The sequence below is a fragment of the Pseudomonas sp. Z18(2022) genome (assembly GCF_036346535.1).
GTDB lineage: Bacteria > Pseudomonadota > Gammaproteobacteria > Pseudomonadales > Pseudomonadaceae > Aquipseudomonas > Aquipseudomonas yamanorum_A.
This window is the reverse complement of the sequence record NZ_JAOTOA010000003.1, coordinates 102,239-121,308: the sequence shown is the minus strand read 5'-3', so window position 1 is coordinate 121,308 and position 19,070 is coordinate 102,239. Positions and strand designations below refer to the sequence as shown.

The 19,070-nt window shown below is 60.4% G+C and carries 18 protein-coding genes and 1 pseudogene; 11 read left to right on the top strand and 8 right to left on the bottom strand.

The window, feature by feature from the left end:
• Positions 1–14: 14 nt before the first annotated feature.
• The 5 genes and pseudogenes from V3W39_RS08605 to V3W39_RS08580 form a co-directional block, all read right to left on the bottom strand.
• Positions 15–332 (bottom strand): DUF2388 domain-containing protein, encoded by a 318-nt coding sequence (locus V3W39_RS08605; RefSeq protein ID WP_010167882.1) that lies wholly within the window; start codon positions 330–332, stop codon positions 15–17.
• A gap of 69 nt (positions 333–401) precedes the next feature.
• Entirely contained in the window at positions 402–848 is a 447-nt protein-coding gene (locus tag V3W39_RS08600) for an NfeD family protein (RefSeq protein ID WP_177043801.1), read from the bottom strand.
• A 10-nt stretch (positions 849–858) separates the two neighbouring features.
• Entirely contained in the window at positions 859–1,779 is a 921-nt protein-coding gene (locus tag V3W39_RS08595; RefSeq protein WP_003213925.1) for an SPFH domain-containing protein, read from the bottom strand.
• Between the two features lie 59 nt (positions 1,780–1,838).
• Positions 1,839–3,543: pseudogene (locus tag V3W39_RS08585) on the bottom strand (GspE/PulE family protein).
• An 84-nt stretch (positions 3,544–3,627) separates the two neighbouring features.
• The gene (locus V3W39_RS08580) at positions 3,628–3,966 is read right to left on the bottom strand and encodes a hypothetical protein (protein WP_330212501.1); all 339 of its coding nucleotides are present in this window, start codon (positions 3,964–3,966) and stop codon (positions 3,628–3,630) included.
• Positions 3,967–4,093: 127 nt separating this feature from the next.
• On the opposite strand from V3W39_RS08580, the gene V3W39_RS08575 reads away from it, so the two are divergent.
• A complete protein-coding gene (locus V3W39_RS08575; protein WP_010167872.1) occupies positions 4,094–4,564 on the top strand; it encodes an Lrp/AsnC family transcriptional regulator in 471 nt (156 codons plus the stop codon).
• 86 nt (positions 4,565–4,650) lie between these two features.
• Here the strand turns inward: V3W39_RS08575 and V3W39_RS08570 are convergent, their stop codons facing one another.
• On the bottom strand, positions 4,651–6,018 hold the full coding sequence (locus tag V3W39_RS08570; protein WP_003213918.1) for a CYTH domain-containing protein: 1,368 nt from the start codon (positions 6,016–6,018) through the stop codon (positions 4,651–4,653).
• 158 nt (positions 6,019–6,176) lie between these two features.
• On the opposite strand from V3W39_RS08570, the gene argE reads away from it, so the two are divergent.
• The 10 genes from argE (at position 6,177) to V3W39_RS08520 (ending at position 16,629) form a co-directional block, all read left to right on the top strand.
• A complete protein-coding gene (gene argE, locus V3W39_RS08565) occupies positions 6,177–7,325 on the top strand; it encodes an acetylornithine deacetylase (protein ID WP_177043804.1) in 1,149 nt (382 codons plus the stop codon).
• 135 nt (positions 7,326–7,460) lie between these two features.
• Positions 7,461–8,759 carry an amino-acid N-acetyltransferase gene (gene argA / locus V3W39_RS08560; RefSeq protein ID WP_177043805.1) on the top strand — a complete coding sequence of 433 codons (1,299 nt, stop codon included), beginning with the start codon at positions 7,461–7,463 and terminating at the stop codon, positions 8,757–8,759.
• A 594-nt stretch (positions 8,760–9,353) separates the two neighbouring features.
• Complete coding sequence (locus tag V3W39_RS08555) at positions 9,354–10,712, top strand: OprD family porin (protein ID WP_177043806.1); 1,359 nt, start codon at positions 9,354–9,356, stop codon at positions 10,710–10,712.
• A 276-nt stretch (positions 10,713–10,988) separates the two neighbouring features.
• Positions 10,989–11,627 carry a peroxiredoxin gene (locus tag V3W39_RS08550; protein WP_177112435.1) on the top strand — a complete coding sequence of 213 codons (639 nt, stop codon included), beginning with the start codon at positions 10,989–10,991 and terminating at the stop codon, positions 11,625–11,627.
• A 315-nt stretch (positions 11,628–11,942) separates the two neighbouring features.
• Positions 11,943–12,536: an NADPH-dependent FMN reductase gene (ssuE, locus tag V3W39_RS08545; RefSeq protein WP_177043808.1), complete on the top strand. Its 594-nt coding sequence runs from the start codon at positions 11,943–11,945 to the stop codon at positions 12,534–12,536.
• Between the two features lie 107 nt (positions 12,537–12,643).
• Positions 12,644–13,612 carry a sulfonate ABC transporter substrate-binding protein gene (locus tag V3W39_RS08540; RefSeq protein WP_177043809.1) on the top strand — a complete coding sequence of 323 codons (969 nt, stop codon included), beginning with the start codon at positions 12,644–12,646 and terminating at the stop codon, positions 13,610–13,612.
• Between the two features lie 25 nt (positions 13,613–13,637).
• Positions 13,638–14,786, top strand: coding sequence for an FMNH2-dependent alkanesulfonate monooxygenase (gene ssuD, locus V3W39_RS08535; protein ID WP_003213905.1), 1,149 nt, complete (start codon positions 13,638–13,640; stop codon positions 14,784–14,786).
• Positions 14,787–14,795: 9 nt separating this feature from the next.
• The gene (gene ssuC, locus V3W39_RS08530) at positions 14,796–15,584 is read left to right on the top strand and encodes an aliphatic sulfonate ABC transporter permease SsuC (RefSeq protein ID WP_010167854.1); all 789 of its coding nucleotides are present in this window, start codon (positions 14,796–14,798) and stop codon (positions 15,582–15,584) included.
• Complete coding sequence (ssuB, locus tag V3W39_RS08525) at positions 15,581–16,384, top strand: aliphatic sulfonates ABC transporter ATP-binding protein (RefSeq protein ID WP_177043810.1); 804 nt, start codon at positions 15,581–15,583, stop codon at positions 16,382–16,384. The genes ssuC and ssuB overlap by 4 nt, the downstream gene beginning before the upstream one ends.
• Before the next feature lie 29 nt (positions 16,385–16,413).
• The gene (locus V3W39_RS08520) at positions 16,414–16,629 is read left to right on the top strand and encodes a TOBE domain-containing protein (protein WP_003213899.1); all 216 of its coding nucleotides are present in this window, start codon (positions 16,414–16,416) and stop codon (positions 16,627–16,629) included.
• A gap of 103 nt (positions 16,630–16,732) precedes the next feature.
• Here the strand turns inward: V3W39_RS08520 and V3W39_RS08515 are convergent, their stop codons facing one another.
• Together V3W39_RS08515 and V3W39_RS08510 are read right to left on the bottom strand one after the other, a co-directional pair.
• Positions 16,733–17,368 (bottom strand): TetR/AcrR family transcriptional regulator, encoded by a 636-nt coding sequence (locus tag V3W39_RS08515; RefSeq protein ID WP_177079207.1) that lies wholly within the window; start codon positions 17,366–17,368, stop codon positions 16,733–16,735.
• Between the two features lie 250 nt (positions 17,369–17,618).
• Positions 17,619–18,995 carry a glutamine synthetase family protein gene (locus V3W39_RS08510; RefSeq protein WP_003213894.1) on the bottom strand — a complete coding sequence of 459 codons (1,377 nt, stop codon included), beginning with the start codon at positions 18,993–18,995 and terminating at the stop codon, positions 17,619–17,621.
• Positions 18,996–19,070 lie beyond the last annotated feature (75 nt).

The window sequence follows — 19,070 nt, the reverse complement described above, 5'->3', positions numbered from 1 at the left end:
TTTATGTGGCGGTGTTACTCGGAAGCAATGGCGTTTTTTGCCAGGATCGCGTTAGCCAAATCCATGTCCGTGGCTTTGAGGCCAGGGTTATCGGCGCGAACCTTCTGCATCGCAGCTTCCAGGTACGGGCCACGGATGCTGCCGTCGCTGGCGACGAAGCTACCGGCGTCGTCCTGAGCGGCGACCACCATTTTGTGGTCCTTGAACGTCAGGTACGTCGAGCCGGTTGTGGCACCCGATGAGATGACATTACGCCAGAAGCTGTCGGCCATGGCTGAACCGACAGGAAGGGAAAGCACAGCGAGGGTAGCGACAGCATATTTTAGACGCATGATGGGTGACTCCGACTGGGTTATCTGTACAGTTTGATTGTAGATAGCCCAGCCGAGTTCCATGGCTGACTAAACAGTTTCAACCTTCAGAATCACGCCGTCCTGACCGATGACACGCACATGTGCTCCCACGGGCGCGTCCGGGCCGGCTGCGATCCATACGCCATCGCCGATCTTGATCTTCCCACGGCCCTCGATAATTGCCTGATGCACCACAAAGGTGCGCCCAATCAACTCCGAACCGCGCATGTTCAGCCCCGGCTGGTCGCTGACCTTGGCGCTGCTGCGCTGGCGTCTCCACCAGTACACCGCCGTCAGGATCGACAACACCGCGAACAGCAGCAGTTGCCACTCCAGCCCGAGGCTCGGAACCAGGAACTTGATCACGCCCACGGCTGCCGCAGCGATGCCCATCCACAGCAGATAACCACCGGCACCGAACACTTCAAGAATCAACAGCACGGTGCCCAGTGCCAGCCAGTCCCAAAACGACAGGTGCTGCAGGAATTCCCACATGGTGCGTGCCTCAGGCTTTCTTGTTGTCGAAGGTGGCCTTGACGATCTCGCCGATGCCGCCGACAGCGCCGATCACCTGGCTGGCTTCCAGCGGCATCAGGATCACCTTGCTGTTGTTGGCCGACGCCAGCTTGCCGAGGGCGTCGATGTATTTCTGGGCGACAAAGTAGTTGATGGCCTGCACGTTACCGGTGGCGATTGCTTCCGATACCACCTGGGTGGCGCGGGCTTCAGCTTCGGCCTGACGTTCGCGGGCCTCGGATTCCAGGAACGCGGCCTGACGACCGCCTTCTGCCTCAAGAATCTGCGCCTGCTTCTTGCCTTCGGCGGTCAGGATTGCGGACGCTCGCAGGCCTTCGGCTTCGAGGATCTGTGCGCGCTTGATCCGCTCGGCCTTCATCTGGCCGGACATGGCGGCCATCAGGTCGGCGGGCGGGCTGATGTCCTTGATCTCGATCCGGGTGATCTTGATGCCCCACGGTGCGGTGGCTTCGTCGACGGTGCGCAGCAGTTTCTCGTTGATGCCATCCCGCTGGCTGAGCATCGCGTCCAGCTCCATGGAGCCGAGCACGGTACGGATGTTGGTTTGCAGCAGGTTGCGGATGGCGTGCTCGAGGTTGTTTACCTCGTAGGCAGCCTGGGCGGTGTTGACCACCTGGAAGAAGCACACGGCGTCGATCTGTACCGTGGCGTTGTCGGCGGTGATGACTTCCTGGGGCGGAATGTCCAGCACGCTTTCCATCACGTTGATCTTGCGACCGATGCGGTCCATGACCGGGATGATGATATTCAGGCCCGGCTTGAGGGTGTTGGTGTAGCGGCCGAAGCGTTCGACCGTCCACTGGTAACCCTGTGGAACGACCTTGAAACCCATGAAGAGGATGGCGACGGCCAAGCCTACAAATAGCAGCAGTACGGTTCCGATCTGCATAACGATTCCTTGTCTGGTGTTGGCGGTAACGCGAGGTTTGACCGATTGTAACGGTGTTGTCAGGGATAAGGACGGTTTACCGGCCCATCAAGCAAAGGATTTGTTTCTGAATCCCCAGGCGTCACTCGCAGTACTTCTTCCAGCGTTGTCAGCCCGGCCATGACCTTGCGCGTGCCGGCAGACCGCAAGCTGCACATTCCCTGGTCCAGGGCCGCGCGGCGCAGTGCCTGGATGTCGGCGCCCGGGGTGATCAGGGCCTTTAGACGGTCGTTCAGCAGCATGACTTCATAGATCCCGGCCCGCCCTTGATAGCCGCTTTCCCGACAGTCCCCGCAGCCCACAGCCTCATAGACCTGCCCGGCAGGCCGCTTGCAGTGTGGGCACAACAGCCGCACCAGGCGCTGGGCCATCACCCCCAAGCAGCGTCGCATTGATCAGGTAATGGGGAATGCCCAGTTCCAGCAAGCGGCTGATGGCACCGGGGGCGTCGTTGGTGTGCAGCGTCGACAGCACCAGGTGGCCGGTGAGGGCGGCCTGGATCGCCATTTCTGCGGTTTCCAGGTCGCGAATCTCGCCGATCATGATGATGTCCGGGTCCTGGCGCATCAGCGCGCGGATGCCGCTGGCGAAGGTCAGGTCGATGTTGTGCTGGACCTGCATCTGGTTGAAGGCCGGCTCGACCATCTCGATCGGGTCTTCGACGGTGCATAGGTTGACCTCCCGGGTGGCCAGTTGCTTGAGCGTGGTGTACAGGGTGCTGGTCTTGCCCGAGCCGGTGGGGCCGGTGACCAGGATGATGCCATTGGCCTGGCCGGTCATGGATTGCCAGCGTTGCAGGTCGTCGCTGGAGAGCCCCAGTTGCTGGACGTCCTTGTGCAGCACCTGCGGGTCGAAAATCCGCATCACCAGCTTTTCGCCGAAGGCCGTGGGCAGGGTCGACAGGCGTAGTTCCACTTCACCGCCTGCGGGGCTTTTGGTCTTCACGCGGCCGTCCTGGGGTTTGCGTTTTTCCGCCACGTTCATCCGGCCGAGGCTTTTCAGGCGGCTGACCACCGCCGTCGTGACCTGGGACGGGAATTGATAGACGTCATGCAGCAGGCCATCAATGCGAAACCGCACGCGGCCCTGGTCGCGGCCGGGTTCGAGATGGATATCACTGGCCCGCTGGCCGAAAGCGTACTGCAGCAGCCAGTCGACGATATTGACGATGTGCGCGTCATTGGCGTCGGGCTCCTGGTCGCTGGCGCCGAGGTTGAGCAATTGCTCGATGCTGGGTGAACCGGCTGTTTTTTGATCGACCGCGCCGCTGACCGATTTCGCCAGCCGGTAAAATTCCACCGTGCAGCGCTGGATAGCCTGGGGATTGGCGACCACACGCCGGATGGAGCGCTTCAAGACCTGGGCCAGGCCGGCTTCCCAACTGCTCACGTAAGGCTGGGCGCTGGCGACGGTGATGCTGTGGCTATCGACCGCAACCGCCAGGATCCTGTGCCGCTGGGCAAAGGCGTAGGACATCAGCGGCACCACCGCCGCGACATCGATTTTCAACGGGTCGATACGCAGGTAAGGCTGGCCACAGTGTCGGGCGAGCCATTCGGTGAGGGTTTCCAGGGAGGGGCCATGGCTGGCAATGCATTCAAGAGGGTGCAGCCCGCTGTTGGCCGGTACGTTCAGATCGGCGGGCACTACGCCCTGGTCGATCAGGGCTGGCAACAACTGATGGATTTCCAGCCAGCGATCCTGGGTGTTTGGCGCAACAGACATAGTGACATTCCTGGGCAACGGTTAGGCGTAGTCCTCAGGCTAGTCACCCATTGCAGTTCGGCTTCCGGGGTTTATTGCAGGCTTTTACTGACTGGCCGCCTGCACCGCCAGAGGCCGCGCGGCATCAGCCGGCTGCAGTTCCAGCGAGCACACGCTGATCAGGTTACGAAGTTTTTCACCGATCACCTGGGCACGGTGCCAGCTCAGGCCATCCATCACGATATCGATCGCCAGCAGGTCGTCTTCGCGCTGTACGTTCACCTGGAGAGGAACCAGGAACTGCAGGGCAAAATAGTTGAGCACCCGGCACAGCACGTCGGGCTCAGCCTCGGCGAGGATTTGATAGTGCGCCTGGCAGTGGGCATTGCTGACGGCCCAGGCATCGGCGCGTGTGGCGGGGCTGGCGGCTTCGACGACATGCATGATGGCTCTCCGGATTCGACTGGAGAAATTTTTACATTCGTCGTGGGAGATTTCTTGTCTAAAAAAGCCTGTAATGGCTTATAAGGGAATCATTCAATTCAAAAAAGCATGATAGATGGGTATTTATATGCACAGTGAGCTGGACGTGTACGACCGGCGCATCCTGGCGCTGTTGCAGGAAGACGCTTCGCTTTCCAGCGCGCAGATCGCCGAACAGGTCGGCCTGTCACAGTCACCGTGCTGGCGGCGGATTCAGCGGTTGAAAGAGGAGGGCGTGATTCGCGGCCAGGTCACCTTGTTGGATCGCAAGAAAATCGGCCTCAACACGCAGATTTTCGCCGAGGTGAAACTCAACGCCCACGGCCGTTCCAACTTCACGGAATTCACCGAGGCGATTCGCGGCTTTCCGGAAGTGCTGGAGTGTTATGTGCTGATGGGGGCGGTGGATTTTCTATTGCGGATCGTCACGTCGGACATCGAGGCGTATGAGCGGTTTTTCTTCGAAAAACTGTCGATGGTGCCGGGGATCCAGGAGGTCAACTCGATAGTGGCCTTGTCGGAGATCAAGTCCACCACGAGTTTGCCGGTGTTGCGCTGATAGCGGCGGCCCCATCGCGGGCAAGCCCGGCTCCCACACTGGAATGCATTCCAATGTGGGAGCCGGGCTTGCCCGCGATAGCGATCTTACAGGCGCAGCAGGGTTTTCCAGGCACGATTCTGATAAACCGCGATCGCCTGATGCATCCGCGCATCCAGTGACTCATCGGTAATCGGCTGGTTGGCCAGATGCGCCAGCTTGTTCAGCTCGCCATACAAACGGTCCAGCTCGGCGATATCCAGCACTTGGCGTGCATGGTGCAGCCAGGCCAGGATGCGCTCGATACGCGGCAGTTGCTCGGCGAGGTCTTCCGGTTGTTGCTGGTAACGCGGCAGTTGCAGGGCGACGGCGTCGTCGGCCAGCAGGCGCGGCAGCCAGTTGGCGAGTTGTGCAGCGCCCTGGCGGTTGCCACGCACGTTGCGATCGGCAGCCCAGGTACGGGCCAGCAACCAGCGGGAGGTGGTCAGGGAGAACAGGCCCCAGCGCACGTCTTCCAGTTCTTCGGCGAACTGTTCCGGCGCGGCTTTGCGGATGTCTTCGTCGTCGTCACCGGCCTGGACCAGCGGACGCCAGTCTTCCAGCAACGCGTCCAGTGCGGCCCGCAGTTCACTGGTGGACTGGCGGGGTGCGGCCTGGCCGAGGCTGCCGAGCAGGGCGCGCAGTTCGCCGAGGTTTTCCACCCAGTCTTGCAGCAGCCGCCAGTGGCCGTTGAAACGGTATTGCTCGGCCAGGCGCTGGCTGCTGCCCAGCAGGTGCCACATGACGGCGGCGAATGCGTCGTCCAGCGGCATTTCAGCGTGCAGTACCGGCGCCGGCAGGCTCAGGGAATAGCTGTTGGCGTCGAACAGGCGATAGCCACGCTCGGCCTTGCTGATATCGCAGGGCATCAGTGCCAGGGTCGCGGCGAGTTCAGCGGCCAGTTCCAGCAGGGCGGCCGGGTCGCCTTCGCGCAGCTCAAGTTCCAGCTCGCAGATTTCTTCTTTCTGCTTGCCGGCGACCACGTGGCCCAGGTCCAAAGCGGCTTCGATCACGACCTTGGCCTTGCCACGGCCCCAGGCGATTTCGGCGCGTTCGCGCACGAAGTCGGTGGTGAAGATCGGCTTGAGGGTCTTTTTGTCCAGTTCGGCCAGTTGCTCGGGCCAGCATTCGCCGTCGAGTTTCTTCACGTCGAGCTTGGCTTTGGCCAGGTCCCAGTTGTACTCATTGCGTTCCGACAAGCCGGCGACGCTCTGGCCACGGGTCTTGAGGGTCTGGATCACTTCGTCGCCGTCTTTGCGCAGGCGCAGGGCGACTTTGGCCTGGGCCAGGTCGCGTTCCGGGGTGTCGAAGTACTGGTTCATCAACTCACGGCGTTCCCAGCCACTTTTGTTGCGTTTTTTCAGTAACGGGTGCTCACGCAGCGCGGCGAGTGTTTCGCGGCTGACGCGGAGCTTGATTTCGGTTTCTTTCTGCATGGCCGGAAAATCCAGGATCGGGAGCGCAGCCGGGGAAATGTGTGGCTGCCAAGGTCGTGCAGTGTACAGGACTGAGCCCGGCAACGTGCCGCAACGGTTTATTGTGTTGTGCAGATGGCTCTATGATGGGGTTCGTCCGGGAAGTTGAGAGACAGCGCATGCCTTTACCGTCCATGAAAGAACAATTCGCCGCGCTGATTGCCGCGCCTTCGGTCAGTTGTACCCAGGCCTCTCTCGACCAATCCAACCGCCCGGTTATCGATTTGCTCGCCACCTGGCTGGGGGACCTGGGCTTTGCCTGCGACATCCAGCAGGTCAGCCCCGGCAAATTCAACCTGCTGGCCAGTTTCGGCACCGGCCCTGGCGGCCTGGTGTTGGCGGGGCACAGTGACACCGTGCCGTACGACGGCGCGTTGTGGCAGACCGATCCACTCAAGCTGACGGAAGTCGACGGTCGCTGGGTAGGACTGGGCAGCTGTGACATGAAAGGCTTTTTCGCCCTGGTGATCGAAGCGGTACAGCCATTGCTGGACCAACCCTTCAAGCAACCGCTGCTGATTCTCGCCACCTGCGATGAAGAAAGCTCCATGGCCGGCGCCCGTGCGCTGGCCGAGGCGGGTCGTCCTTTAGGTCGCGCAGCGGTGATCGGTGAGCCCACCGGCCTCAAACCCATCCGTCTGCACAAGGGCGTGATGATGGAGCGCATCGATATTCTCGGGCGCAGCGGCCATTCGTCGGATCCAAGCCTGGGCCACAGCGCCCTCGAAGCCATGCATGACGCCATCGGCGAGCTGCGCGGCCTGCGCCTGGCCTGGCAACGCGAATACCGCAACCCGCAGTTCAGCGTGCCGCAACCGACCATGAATTTTGGCTGCATCCACGGGGGCGACAACCCCAACCGCATTTGTGGCCAGTGTTCCCTGGAGTTTGACCTGCGGCCCTTGCCCGGTATGGATCCCCAGGTGCTGCGCGCCGCCATCCGCCAGAAGCTCGAGCCCTTGGCCGAGCGCCATCAGGTGAAGATCGACTACGCGCCGCTGTTCCCCGAAGTGCCGCCCTTCGAGCAGGCCGAGGATGCCGAGTTGGTGCGGGTGGCTGAACGACTTACCGGTCATCGCGCCGAAGCAGTAGCGTTCGGCACCGAAGCGCCTTATCTTCAGCGCCTTGGTTGCGAAACCCTGGTGCTTGGCCCTGGCGATATCGCCTGCGCCCACCAGCCCGGCGAGTACCTTGAAATGTCACGCTTGACGCCTACAGTGCGTCTATTGCGAGAACTGATTCAACATTACTGCCTGACACCTGCATAAATTAACCCCGGCCCATCCGTACATAGAAGGAGAGCGAGCGTGTCGCCAAGCCTGTTCCGACGATAACCAACAGCCCGCTGTGCGTTTCCATGAATCATCCTTTTTTGGCTGCTTTTTATTACAGGCCCAGGTTTTATGCCCGAATACGTCAATTGGCTTCGTCACGCTTCGCCTTACATCAATGCCCACCGCGACTGCACCTTTGTGGTCATGCTGCCGGGCGATGGTGTGGATCATCCGAACTTCGGCAATATCGTCCATGACCTGGTGCTGCTCCACAGCCTGGGCGTGCGGCTGGTGCTGGTCCATGGTTCGCGCCCGCAAATTGAAACCCGCCTCGCCGCCCGCGGCCTGACCCCGGCTTACCATGAAGGCTTGCGCATCACCGATGCCGCAACGCTGGAGTGCGTGATCGATGCTGTCGGCCATCTGCGCATTGCTATCGAAGCGCGCTTGTCGATGGACATGGCCTCTTCGCCGATGCAGGGCTCGCGCCTGCGTGTGGCCAGCGGCAACCTGGTGACGGCGCGCCCGATCGGTGTGCTTGAAGGCGTCGACTATCACCACACCGGCGAAGTGCGCCGGGTCGACCGCAAGGGCATCAACCGCCTGCTGGACGAGCGCTCCATCGTGCTGCTGTCGCCCCTGGGCTACTCGCCCACCGGTGAAATCTTCAACCTCGCCTGCGAAGACGTCGCTACCCGCGCCGCGATCGACCTGGGCGCGGACAAGCTGCTGCTGTTTGGCGCCGACCTTGGCCTGATCGACGAACACGGGCGCCTGGTGCGCGAACTGCGGCCGCAACAGGTGCCCGCGCATCTGCAACGCCTGGGCAGCAATTACCAGGCCGAGCTGTTGGACGCGGCCGCCGAGGCGTGCCGCGGCGGCGTAGGGCGTAGCCATATTGTCAGTTATGCCGAAGACGGTGCCTTGCTCACCGAGCTGTTCACCCGGGACGGCGGCGGTACGCTGGTGGCCCAGGAGCAGTTTGAGCTGGTGCGCGAAGCGGCGATTGAAGATGTGGGCGGATTGTTGGATCTGATCAGTCCGCTGGAAGAGCAGGGGATTCTGGTGCGTCGTTCCCGGGAAGTGCTGGAACGGGAAATCGAGCAGTTCAGCGTGGTGGAACGTGAAGGCATGATCATCGCCTGTGCGGCGCTGTATCAGATCGCCGACTCGGACGCGGGCGAGCTGGCGTGCCTGGCGGTGAACCCGGAGTACCGCCACGGCGGCCGCGGTGATGAACTGCTGGAGCGCATCGAGACCCGCGCCCGGGCCCAGGGTTTGAAGACCTTGTTCGTCCTCACCACCCGTACTGCCCACTGGTTCCGCGAGCGCGGTTTTGTGCCGAGCACGGTGGATCGTCTGCCATCGGCGCGGGCGTCGTTGTACAACTATCAGCGTAATTCGAAGATTTTCGAAAAGGCGTTGTAAGCCTGAAGGGGCGAGGGGGCAATCCTCTCGCCTGTCAATTTGGCGAGTCATGCATCCGGGGCGGGTGCATCGGCCCTGAATACAGGGCTTGCCGATTTATACACATAACTGACATCAAAGTGACATTATCACCGAGTACGGTGAGGTGGATTGCTGGGACGGCAAAAAAGTTTCATCGATACAAAAACTGTAACAAATTGACGGAATGATGTGCGTTTGGCCATGATGGCGTCGCATTTTTGATCGTGAGTGACGTATTGACCTTTGGGTCAGCGCGAAACGATCTAAAAAGGCGAAAAGACATGCTCTTCAGGAACACCCTTATGGAGCGGTACCGCCTTACTGGCTCGACCGTGCCATGGAAAGCGTTATTCCTGAATCGTATGAAAAAGGACGAAACAATTCTTTTTGGGTGTATGAAAAACTCATTACCCTGCAAGGACCAAATTAACTGCGGTTAGACGAAAGTAGTAGACACACAAGGTTACGATTGACTTGTCAGTCACTATCCGGTGCTAATCGCGCATCTGTGGATCGAGGGCGTCAGACCCGAGACCTAAGAAATACAAAAATTAGAAATGAGAGGAGCGGTACATGAAGAAGTCAACATTGGCGTTGGCCGTAGCTTTGGGGGCAATCGCTCAACAAGCAGGCGCCGCTGGTTTTATCGATGACAGCAAGATCACACTCGGCGTACGTAACTTTTACATCAACACCGACAACCGCGACCTGAAGCCATCGGCTACCTCGAACACCCGCAGCAAAAACGCTGAATGGGGCCAAGGTTTCGACCTGCGTTTCATCTCGGGTTTCACCCAAGGTACTGTGGGCTTCGGTCTTGACGCCATCGGCCTGTACGGCGTGCGTCTGGATTCCAGCCGCGCTGATCACGGTAACTACACAGGTACTGCTTCCGGCGGCACCGTGTTCCCAAGCGATGGCAACAAAGCTGTCAACGATTTCGCCAGCCTGGGCGTGACCGGTAAGGTCAAGATCTCCCAGACCGTGCTGAAGATCGGTACCTTGCAGCCGAACAACCCGGTGATCAAGACCAACGATGGTCGTCTGTTGCCACAAACCTTCCAGGGCGGCGAGATCTCCTCGAACGAGTTCAAGGACCTGACCCTGACTGCTGGCCAGATCGAGCACTCCAAGGGCCGTAACTCCAGCAACAATGAAGGTCTGTCCCTGGCCGGTGCCAACGGCAGCTCGAACTATGACGCAGGTAACTTCGTCAACAAGTTCTACTACGCCGGTGCTGACTACAAGATCACCAAAGACCTGACCGCTTCGTACTACTTCGGCGAGCTGAAGGATTTCTACGCTCAGAACTTCCTGGGCCTGGTCCACAACTGGGCGATTGGTCCTGGCGTCCTGAAAAGCGACCTGCGCTACTACCGTAGCCGTGACAACGGTGCCAACGGTGATACTGCTGGCTACTACACCTCCGGCTACTACTCGGATCATCCGACCAATGCCACCAAGGTCAAGGGTAAGGTCGACAACGACCTGTACAGCTACCTGGCGTTGTACTCGGTTGCCGGTCACACCTTCGGCGCTGGTTACCAGTACACCAAGGGCGACAGCGACTTCCCTTGGCTGAACCAAGGTGACGGCTCGTCGAACAGCACCATCACCGACATGCAAATCCAGAAGTTTGCCCGTGCCGGCGAACGTACCTGGCAAGCTCGCTACGCGTATGACTTCGCCAAGATCGGCGTACCTGGCCTGACTGCCGGTGTGGTCTACCTCAAGGGTAGCAACATCGACACCACCGTCGGCGAGCGTAACGAGTGGGAACGCGACCTGACCCTGGCTTACGTTGTTCCAGAAGGTCCGCTGAAAAACCTGGGCGTTGCCTGGAAAAACGCGATGTGGCGTACCGACCTGGCGAACACTCGTTCCCAGGACGAAAACCGCGTAATCCTGAGCTACACCTACGCGTTCAAGTAAGAGCGTAAAACCTTGCCCGGCGCAACGCCGGGCAGGGTGCTTTTTACTGTTCAAGTCGGGCTCAACCCCCGCAAGCCCTTCCTGAATCCCCTCTTTGTACAGCGTCTCAAGGCCTTCTCGAACCTTGAAGCCGATGTTGATCCTCGGCTGCCGCCAAGTCCAATGAACAGATTTTTAATATTCCTTTATCGTCTAGATAAATCGATATTTATTCTTTTTAAATAATCCGCGACACAGGCACAGTGGGCTCCATAAGCACTCATCAGGAGCCACACCATGAGCCTCAGACTGGGCGACATCGCCCCCGACTTTGAACAGGATTCCAGCGCCGGCAAGATTCGCTTCCACGAGTGGCTGGGCGATAGCTGGGGCGTGCTGTTTTCCCACCCGGCGGACTTCACCCCGGTGTGCACCACCGAGCTGGGTTTCACCGCCAAGCTCAAAGATGAATTCGCCAAGCGGGGCGTCAAGGCCATTGCCCTGTCGGTCGACCCGGTGGACTCCCACCACAAGTGGATCGAAGACATCAACGAAACCCAGAACACCCTCGTCAACTTCCCGATCCTGGCCGACGCAGACCGCAAGGTCTCCGACCTGTATGACCTGATCCACCCGAATGCCAGTGACACCCTCACTGTGCGCTCGCTGTTCGTGATTGATCCGAACAAAAAGATTCGCCTGACCATTACCTATCCGGCCAGCACCGGTCGCAACTTCCACGAAATCCTGCGGGTGATCGACTCGCTGCAACTGACCGACAACTACAAAGTCGCCACCCCAGCCAACTGGCAGGACGGTGACGAGGTGGTGATCGTGCCGTCGCTCAAGGACGAAGAAGAGATCAAGAAACGCTTTCCGAAAGGCTACCGGGCAGTGAAGCCGTACCTGCGGCTCACGCCTCAACCGAATCGTTAAGGCTGATATCGCCATCGCGGGCAAGCCCGCTCCCACAGTTGAACCGCATTCCCCTGTGGGAGCGGGCTTGCCCGCGATGGCGGCCTGCCAGCAACAGAGAGTTCAGGTTGTAAACCGTTTCACATGCAGGGGTTTTAAGGCCGTTTCGACGGCCTTTTTTTATGCCTGGAGTTTGATGAACGGCATATGCATTTAGGGAATAAACAAATGAAAAAATAAGATTTATAGATATATAAATTGGCTGATATGGTCTGTCCCATCTTGGCGCCATCGCCACATAGCGAACCGCCGACACTTTCCAAAGGAATTTCCTAAATGCTGGTCGTAACACTTGGTGGTAGCCCCAGCCAACGTTCCCGGTCCGGGGTGTTGCTGGATCACACCCGCAACTGGTTGCAGCAACAAGGCGTGGAAGTGGTGAGTTATCAGATACGGGACTTCCCGGCCGAAGACTTGCTGCACGCGCGGTTCGACAGCCCCAAGATCATCGACCTGCTGCAGCAAGTGGCGAATGCCGATGGCCTGGTGATTGCCACGCCCGTGTACAAGGCCTCGTTTTCCGGCGCCCTGAAAACCATCCTCGACCTGCTGCCCGAGCGCGCCCTGGCCCACAAAATCGTGTTGCCGATGGCCACTGGCGGCAGCATCGCCCACATGCTGGCGGTGGACTACGCACTGAAGCCGGTGCTGTCGGCCCTGAAAGCCCAGGAATTGCTCCACGGGATTTTTGCCGAAGACAGCCAGATCGCCTACGGCGAAGGCAGTGCCCAGGCGCAGTTGGTGCCGGTGTTGGAACAACGCCTGAGCGAGGCCCTGGAGACGTTCTACGCCGCCATGGCCCGCCGCCCGAAACCCCTTGATCCCCATGTGTTGAATGAACGTTTGTTGAGTGCTCGCTGGAGCATTTAAGCCTTACCCAGCTTTACCTGGATTCAACAAGTACTACTCACCTTACTCAGCCGCCAACGGCCAAGCAGGTGCAGCCAACCCCCTAATCGTATTGTGGAGAGAGCGCCATGCGCACTGTCATCTTGCGTCGTGGTCTGGTCGCACTGTTTGCTGCGGCTGTGTCCTTCGGTGCCATTGTTCAAGCTCAAGCGGCCGAGACCCTGCGGATCGGCTATCAGAAATACGGCACCCTGGTGCTGCTCAAGGCCAAGGGCTCGCTGGAGAAGCGGCTGGCCGAGCAGGGCGTGCAGGTGCAGTGGACCGAATTTCCCGGCGGCCCCCAGCTGCTGGAAGGACTGAACGTCGGTTCCATCGACTTCGGCGTGACGGGCGAAACCCCGCCGGTGTTCGCCCAGGCCGCCGGTGCCGATCTGCTCTACGTCGCCTACGAACCACCAGCGCCCACCAGTGAAGCGATCCTGGTACCGAAAGACTCGCCGATCAAATCGGTGCAAGACCTCAAGGGCAAGAAAGTCGTCCTCAACAAAGGCTCCAACGTGCACTACCTGCTGGTACGTGCCCTGGAAGATGCCGGCCTGAAATACACCGACGTGCAGACCGTGTTCCTGCCGCCCGCCGATGCCCGCGCTGCGTTCGAGCGTGGCAGCGTCGATGCCTGGGTGATCTGGGACCCGTACCAGGCGGCCGCCGAGAAACAACTGCAAGCCCGCACCCTGCGTGACGGCACCGGCATTGCCGACAACCATCAGTTCTACCTGGCCACCAAGCCTTACGCCGAAAAACACCCTGAGGTGATCAAGGCGCTAGTGGAAGAAGTGCGCGCCGTGGGCGAATGGTCCAAGGCCAACCCGGAACAAGTCACCGAACAAGTTGCACCGCTGCTGGGCCTGCCCGCCGACATCACCCTGACCTCGGTGAAACGCCAGGGCTACGGCGCGCTCTTCCTGACCCCGGAAGTGGTCGCCGCGCAGCAGAAAATCGCCGACAGCTTCTACCAACTCAAATTGATCCCCAAGCCCTTGAGCGTCAAGGACGTGATCTGGACACCCCCCGCCGCCGTTGCCAAAGCGCCGTAATCCGGCTTCTTCAGGAGACAACTCCATGAGCCTCAATATTTTCTGGTTTCTGCCTACCCACGGCGACGGCCATTACCTTGGCACCGCCGAAGGCGCTCGCGCCGTTGATCACGGTTACCTGCAGCAAGTGGCCCAGGCGGCAGACCGCCTTGGCTTCGGCGGGGTACTGATTCCCACCGGCCGCTCCTGCGAAGACTCGTGGCTGGTGGCGGCGTCGCTGATCCCGGTGACCCAGCGCTTGAAATTCCTTGTCGCGCTGCGCCCCGGGATCATTTCCCCGACGGTGGCTGCGCGCCAGGCCGCGACCCTGGATCGGTTGTCCGGTGGCCGGGCGTTGTTCAACCTGGTGACCGGTGGAGACCCGGATGAATTGGCCGGCGACGGTTTGTTCCTGAGCCATGAAGAGCGTTACCAGGCGTCGGTGGAATTCACCCGCATTTGGCGCCGCGTGCTGGAAGGCGAAACCGTGGATTACGACGGCCAGCACATCAGCGTCAAAGGCGCCAAGTTGCTCTACCCGCCGATCCAGCAACCGCGTCCGCCGCTGTATTTCGGCGGGTCCTCCGAAGCGGCCCAGGACCTGGCAGCCGAACAAGTGGAAATGGTGTTGACCTGGGGCGAGCCACCGGCTGCGGTAGCGGAAAAGATTGCACAGGTTCGCGCCAAGGCCGCCAAGCTCGGGCGTACCCTGCGCTTCGGCATTCGCCTGCATGTGATCGTGCGTGAAACCAACGCCGAAGCCTGGCAGGCCGCCGACAAGCTGATCTCCCACGTTGACGATGAAACCATCGCCCGCGCCCAGGCCTCGCTGTCGCGCTTTGACTCCGTTGGCCAGCAACGCATGGCCGCCTTGCACGGTGGCAGCCGCGACAACCTCGAAGTCAGCCCTAACCTGTGGGCCGGCGTCGGCCTGGTGCGCGGCGGTGCGGGCACCGCCCTGGTAGGCGACGGCCCGACCGTGGCGGCACGGGTGAAGGAATACGCTGACCTGGGCATCGACACCTTTATCTTCTCCGGTTATCCACACCTGGAAGAGTCGTATCGGGTGGCCGAGTTGCTGTTCCCGCACCTGGACATCGAACGTCCCGAGCTGCCCAAGGGCGCCGGCTACGTCAGCCCGTTCGGCGAAATGGTCGCCAACGACATCCTTCCCAAAGCTGCGTCCCAGAGCTGAGGCGCCGCCATGAACCTTGAAAAATTGAGTCATCGATTGGCGCCCTGGGCGCTGCCGATTCTGTTGCTGGCGGTATGGCAGTTGTCCGTCTCGGCCGGTTGGCTGTCGACGCGCATTCTGCCGGCACCCAGCGCCGTGATCGAAGCGGGCATCAGCCTGGTGCGCAGTGGCGAAATCTGGACGCACCTGGCTATCAGTGGCTGGCGTGCGGGCCTGGGTTTTGTGATCGGCGGCAGCATCGGCCTGGCCCTGGGCTTTATTACCGGTCTGTCGACCTGGGGTGAACGCCTGCTGGACAGCTCGGTGCAGATGATCCGCAACGTGCCGCACCTGGCGCTGATCCCGCTGGTGATCCTGTGGTTCGGCATCGACGAGACCGCGAAGATATTCCTGGTGGCCCTCGGCACGCTGTTCCCGATCTACCTCAATACCTACCACGGCATCCGCAACGTCGACCCGGCGTTGGTGGAAATGGCCCGCAGTTATGGCCTGTCCGGTTTCAGCCTGTTTCGCCAGGTGATCTTGCCGGGTGCCTTGCCTTCGATTCTGGTGGGCGTGCGCTTTGCGTTGGGCTTCATGTGGCTGACGTTGATCGTCGCCGAAACCATCTCCGCCAGTTCCGGCATCGGCTACCTGGCAATGAACGCCCGGGAGTTCCTGCAAACCGACGTGGTGGTACTGGCCATCGTGCTGTACGCGGTACTCGGCAAGCTGGCAGACCTGGCGGCTCGCGGCCTGGAACGTGTCTGGCTGCGCTGGCACCCAGCCTATCAAGTGAATAAAGGAGGTGCGGCATGACCGCTCAACCTCCACGCCTGCTGCGGGGCATTCCCCTGGCAGTGCGCAAGTTGCGCAAGGCTTTCGGCACGCGCGAAGTGCTGAAGGACATCGACCTGCATATTCCGGCCGGTCAATTCGTAGCAGTCGTGGGCCGCAGCGGCTGCGGCAAAAGTACCTTGCTGCGCCTGCTGGCGGGCCTGGATAAGGCCAGCGGTGGTGAACTGCTCGCCGGCTCCGCACCGCTGAGCGATGCGATTGAAGACACGCGGTTGATGTTCCAGGAAGCACGCCTGCTGCCGTGGAAAAAGATCATCGACAACGTGGGCCTGGGGCTCAAGGGCAACTGGCGCCCACAGGCGTTGGAAGCGCTGGAAGCGGTCGGCCTGGCCGAGCGCGCCAACGAGTGGCCGGCGGCGTTGTCCGGTGGCCAGAAGCAACGCGTGGCCCTGGCCCGCGCCCTGATTCACCAACCGCGTCTGTTGCTGCTGGACGAGCCGCTGGGGGCCCTGGATGCCCTGACCCGGATCGAGATGCAACAACTGATCGAGAACCTCTGGCGCAAGCACGGTTTCACCGTGTTGCTGGTGACCCACGACGTCAGCGAAGCCGTGGCCATTGCCGACCGGGTGATCCTGATCGAAGACGGCGAAATCGGCCTCGACCTGTACGTGGAACTCCCACGTCCGCGGGTGCGTGGCTCCCACCGCCTGGCGGCGCTGGAAACCGAAGTGCTTAACCGTGTGTTGTCGCTGCCCGGCACTCCGCCGGAACCCGAACCTGTTTCACCGCTGCCTACGCAATTGCGTTGGGCTCAATAACTCACTTGTCTTACACAGGAAGAACGACCATGACTATTAAAGCCATCAACGTACGTAACCAGTTCAAAGGCACCATCAAGGAAATCGTCGAAGGTGACGTGCTGTCGGAAATCGACGTGCAGACCGCGTCCGGCATCGTGACTTCGGTGATCACCACTCGCTCGGTGAAAGAGCTGGAGCTGGTGATTGGCAGCGAAGTGATTGCCTTCGTCAAATCCACCGAGGTGTCGATCGCCAAGTTGTGATTGGCGTTCTTGAAACCGCCATCGCAGGCAGGCCAGCTCCCACATTTTGATCTGTGTGGGAGCTGGCTTGCCTGCGATAAGGCCTTTGTGGGCAACACATCAATCAGGCAGTGACCACCCGCTTGGGTAAAAACGCCGGCAGGTAAAGCCCCACATACGCATCAAACACCCGCATGCCTTCCTCGGCCATGCGCGGGGTGATCTGCCCGTGCTGATGCACCGAGCGCGCGTAGACGCGGTCGCTCAGTTCCAGGGCCAGCGCAAACACGTCGACATCGGCGGGCAGGCTCGGCAGCTCGAAGTGCCGGTTGAACACTTCATGCATCAGGTTTCCCAGCTCCAGATCGTGCTGGCGGTCAGCCTGTGTCACTTCGGTCAACCCGTGCTGGGCGAGGATCAATTGCCGGGCGGCGGCGTCGTTGCTGTAGATGGTGAGCATGCGCTGTTCCACCACGCCGGACAGGTCGCGCCAGTGTTTGAGTGAATCATGATCGATGGGCGCTTGGATGGCTGCGCGGAAGGCGGCGTGCACATCGGCGGTCAACGCTTCGAGCAAGGCCGGCACACTGGCAAAGAAGTGGTACACCGACGAAGGCGGAATCTGCGCCCGTTCGGCCACGCTGTAGATCGACAGGCTGGCCACGCCTTCGGCGGCCAGCAAGGTGCGGGCGGCGTCGAGTATCGCGTCGATCCGGGCCTGGCTGCGGGCGCGGGGTTTGCGAGGGGCGGGGCGATTCATTGAAGTCTCCTACAGGGCAGCGGGCATTGTACGCAGAGCCACTGGATGATCCATACCTTGTGGCGAGGGAGCTTGCTCCCGCTGGGCTGCGCAGCAGACCCAAACCGGCACCCCGGTCCTGCCTGAAAGAGCGCGGTGTTCTGATGGGGGCCGCTTCGCAGCCCGGCGGGAGCAAGCTCCCTCGCCACAACCGGCATAAAAAAACGCCGCAGGCCAAAAGCCTGCGGCGTTCCTTTAATCAAGCAACCGCTTACACGGTATGCAGGTACCAGTTGTACTCAAGGTCGGAGATGGAGTGTTCGAACTCTTCCAGCTCACTTTCCTTACAGGCGACGAAGATATCGATGTATTTAGGATCGATGTACTTGGCCATCACCTCGCTGTCGTCCAACTCGCGCAGGGCATCACGCAGGTTGTTCGGCAGGCTCTGTTCGTTCTGCTCGTAGCTGTTGCCTTCCACCGGTGCGCCAGGCTCGATCTTGTTGGTCAGGCCGTGATGCACGCCCGCCAGTACCGAAGCCATCAGCAGGTAAGGGTTGGCGTCGGCGCCGGCCACACGGTGTTCGATACGTACGGCGTCGGACGAGCCGGTCGGTACGCGAATCGCTACGGTGCGGTTATCCAGGCCCCAGCACGGCGAGTTCGGCACGTAGAACTGTGCGCCGAAACGACGGTAGGAGTTGACGTTAGGGCACAGGAACGCCATTTGGGCGGGTAGGGTCTCCAGCACACCGCCGATCGCGTGACGCAATGCGGCGTTCTGCTCGGGATCCTCGCTGGCAAAGATGTTCTTGCCGTCCTTGTCCAGGATCGAAATGTGTACGTGTAGGCCGTTGCCTGCCTGGCCCGGGTAGGGCTTGGCCATGAAGGTGGTGTCCATCTCATGGTCGTAGGCGATGTTCTTGATCAAGCGCTTGAGCAGTACCGCGTAGTCGCAGGCCTTTATAGGGTCGGCAACGTGGTGCAGGTTCACTTCGAACTGCGCCGGGGCACTTTCCTTGACGATGGCGTCGGCAGGGATGCCTTGCTCTTTTGCACCTTCCAGAATGTCCTGGAGGCAGTCGACGTATTCGTCGAGGTCGTCGATCAGGTAGACCTGTGTCGAGTGCGGGCGTTTGCCGGAGATCGGCGAGCGGGGCGGTTGTGGCCGGCCATTCACGTTCTCCTGGTCAATCAGGTAGAACTCCAGCTCGAATGCGGCGCAGATGGTCAGACCGAGGTCGTCAAACTTGCTTACAACTTGGCGGAGAACTTCGCGAGGATCGGCGAAGAAAGGTTCACCTTCGAGTTCGTGCATGGTCATCAGCAGCTGCGCGGTTGGGCGCTTTTGCCAGGGTTCATTGCACAGGGTGTCGGGGATTGGATAACAGATTCGGTCAGCATCACCGATGTCCAGGCCCAGGCCGGTGCTTTCCACCGTTGAGCCGTTGATATCCAGGGCAAATAGAGAGGCAGGCAGGTTAATGCCCTTCTCGTAAACCTTGTGGAGGCTGGTGCGTTCGATGCGCTTGCCGCGCACCACACCATTCATATCCGCAATTAGAAGGTCTACGTACAGAACCTCAGGATGATCCTTAAGGAACGCGTTCGCTTCGTTAAGCTGAACGGCACGCGGGGGTACCGACATGATGCAACACCTTTGTTGTTAAAAATATCAATCATTGATCTCTTCGGGTTTCAGTCAACCCGAACGGCATGCCGA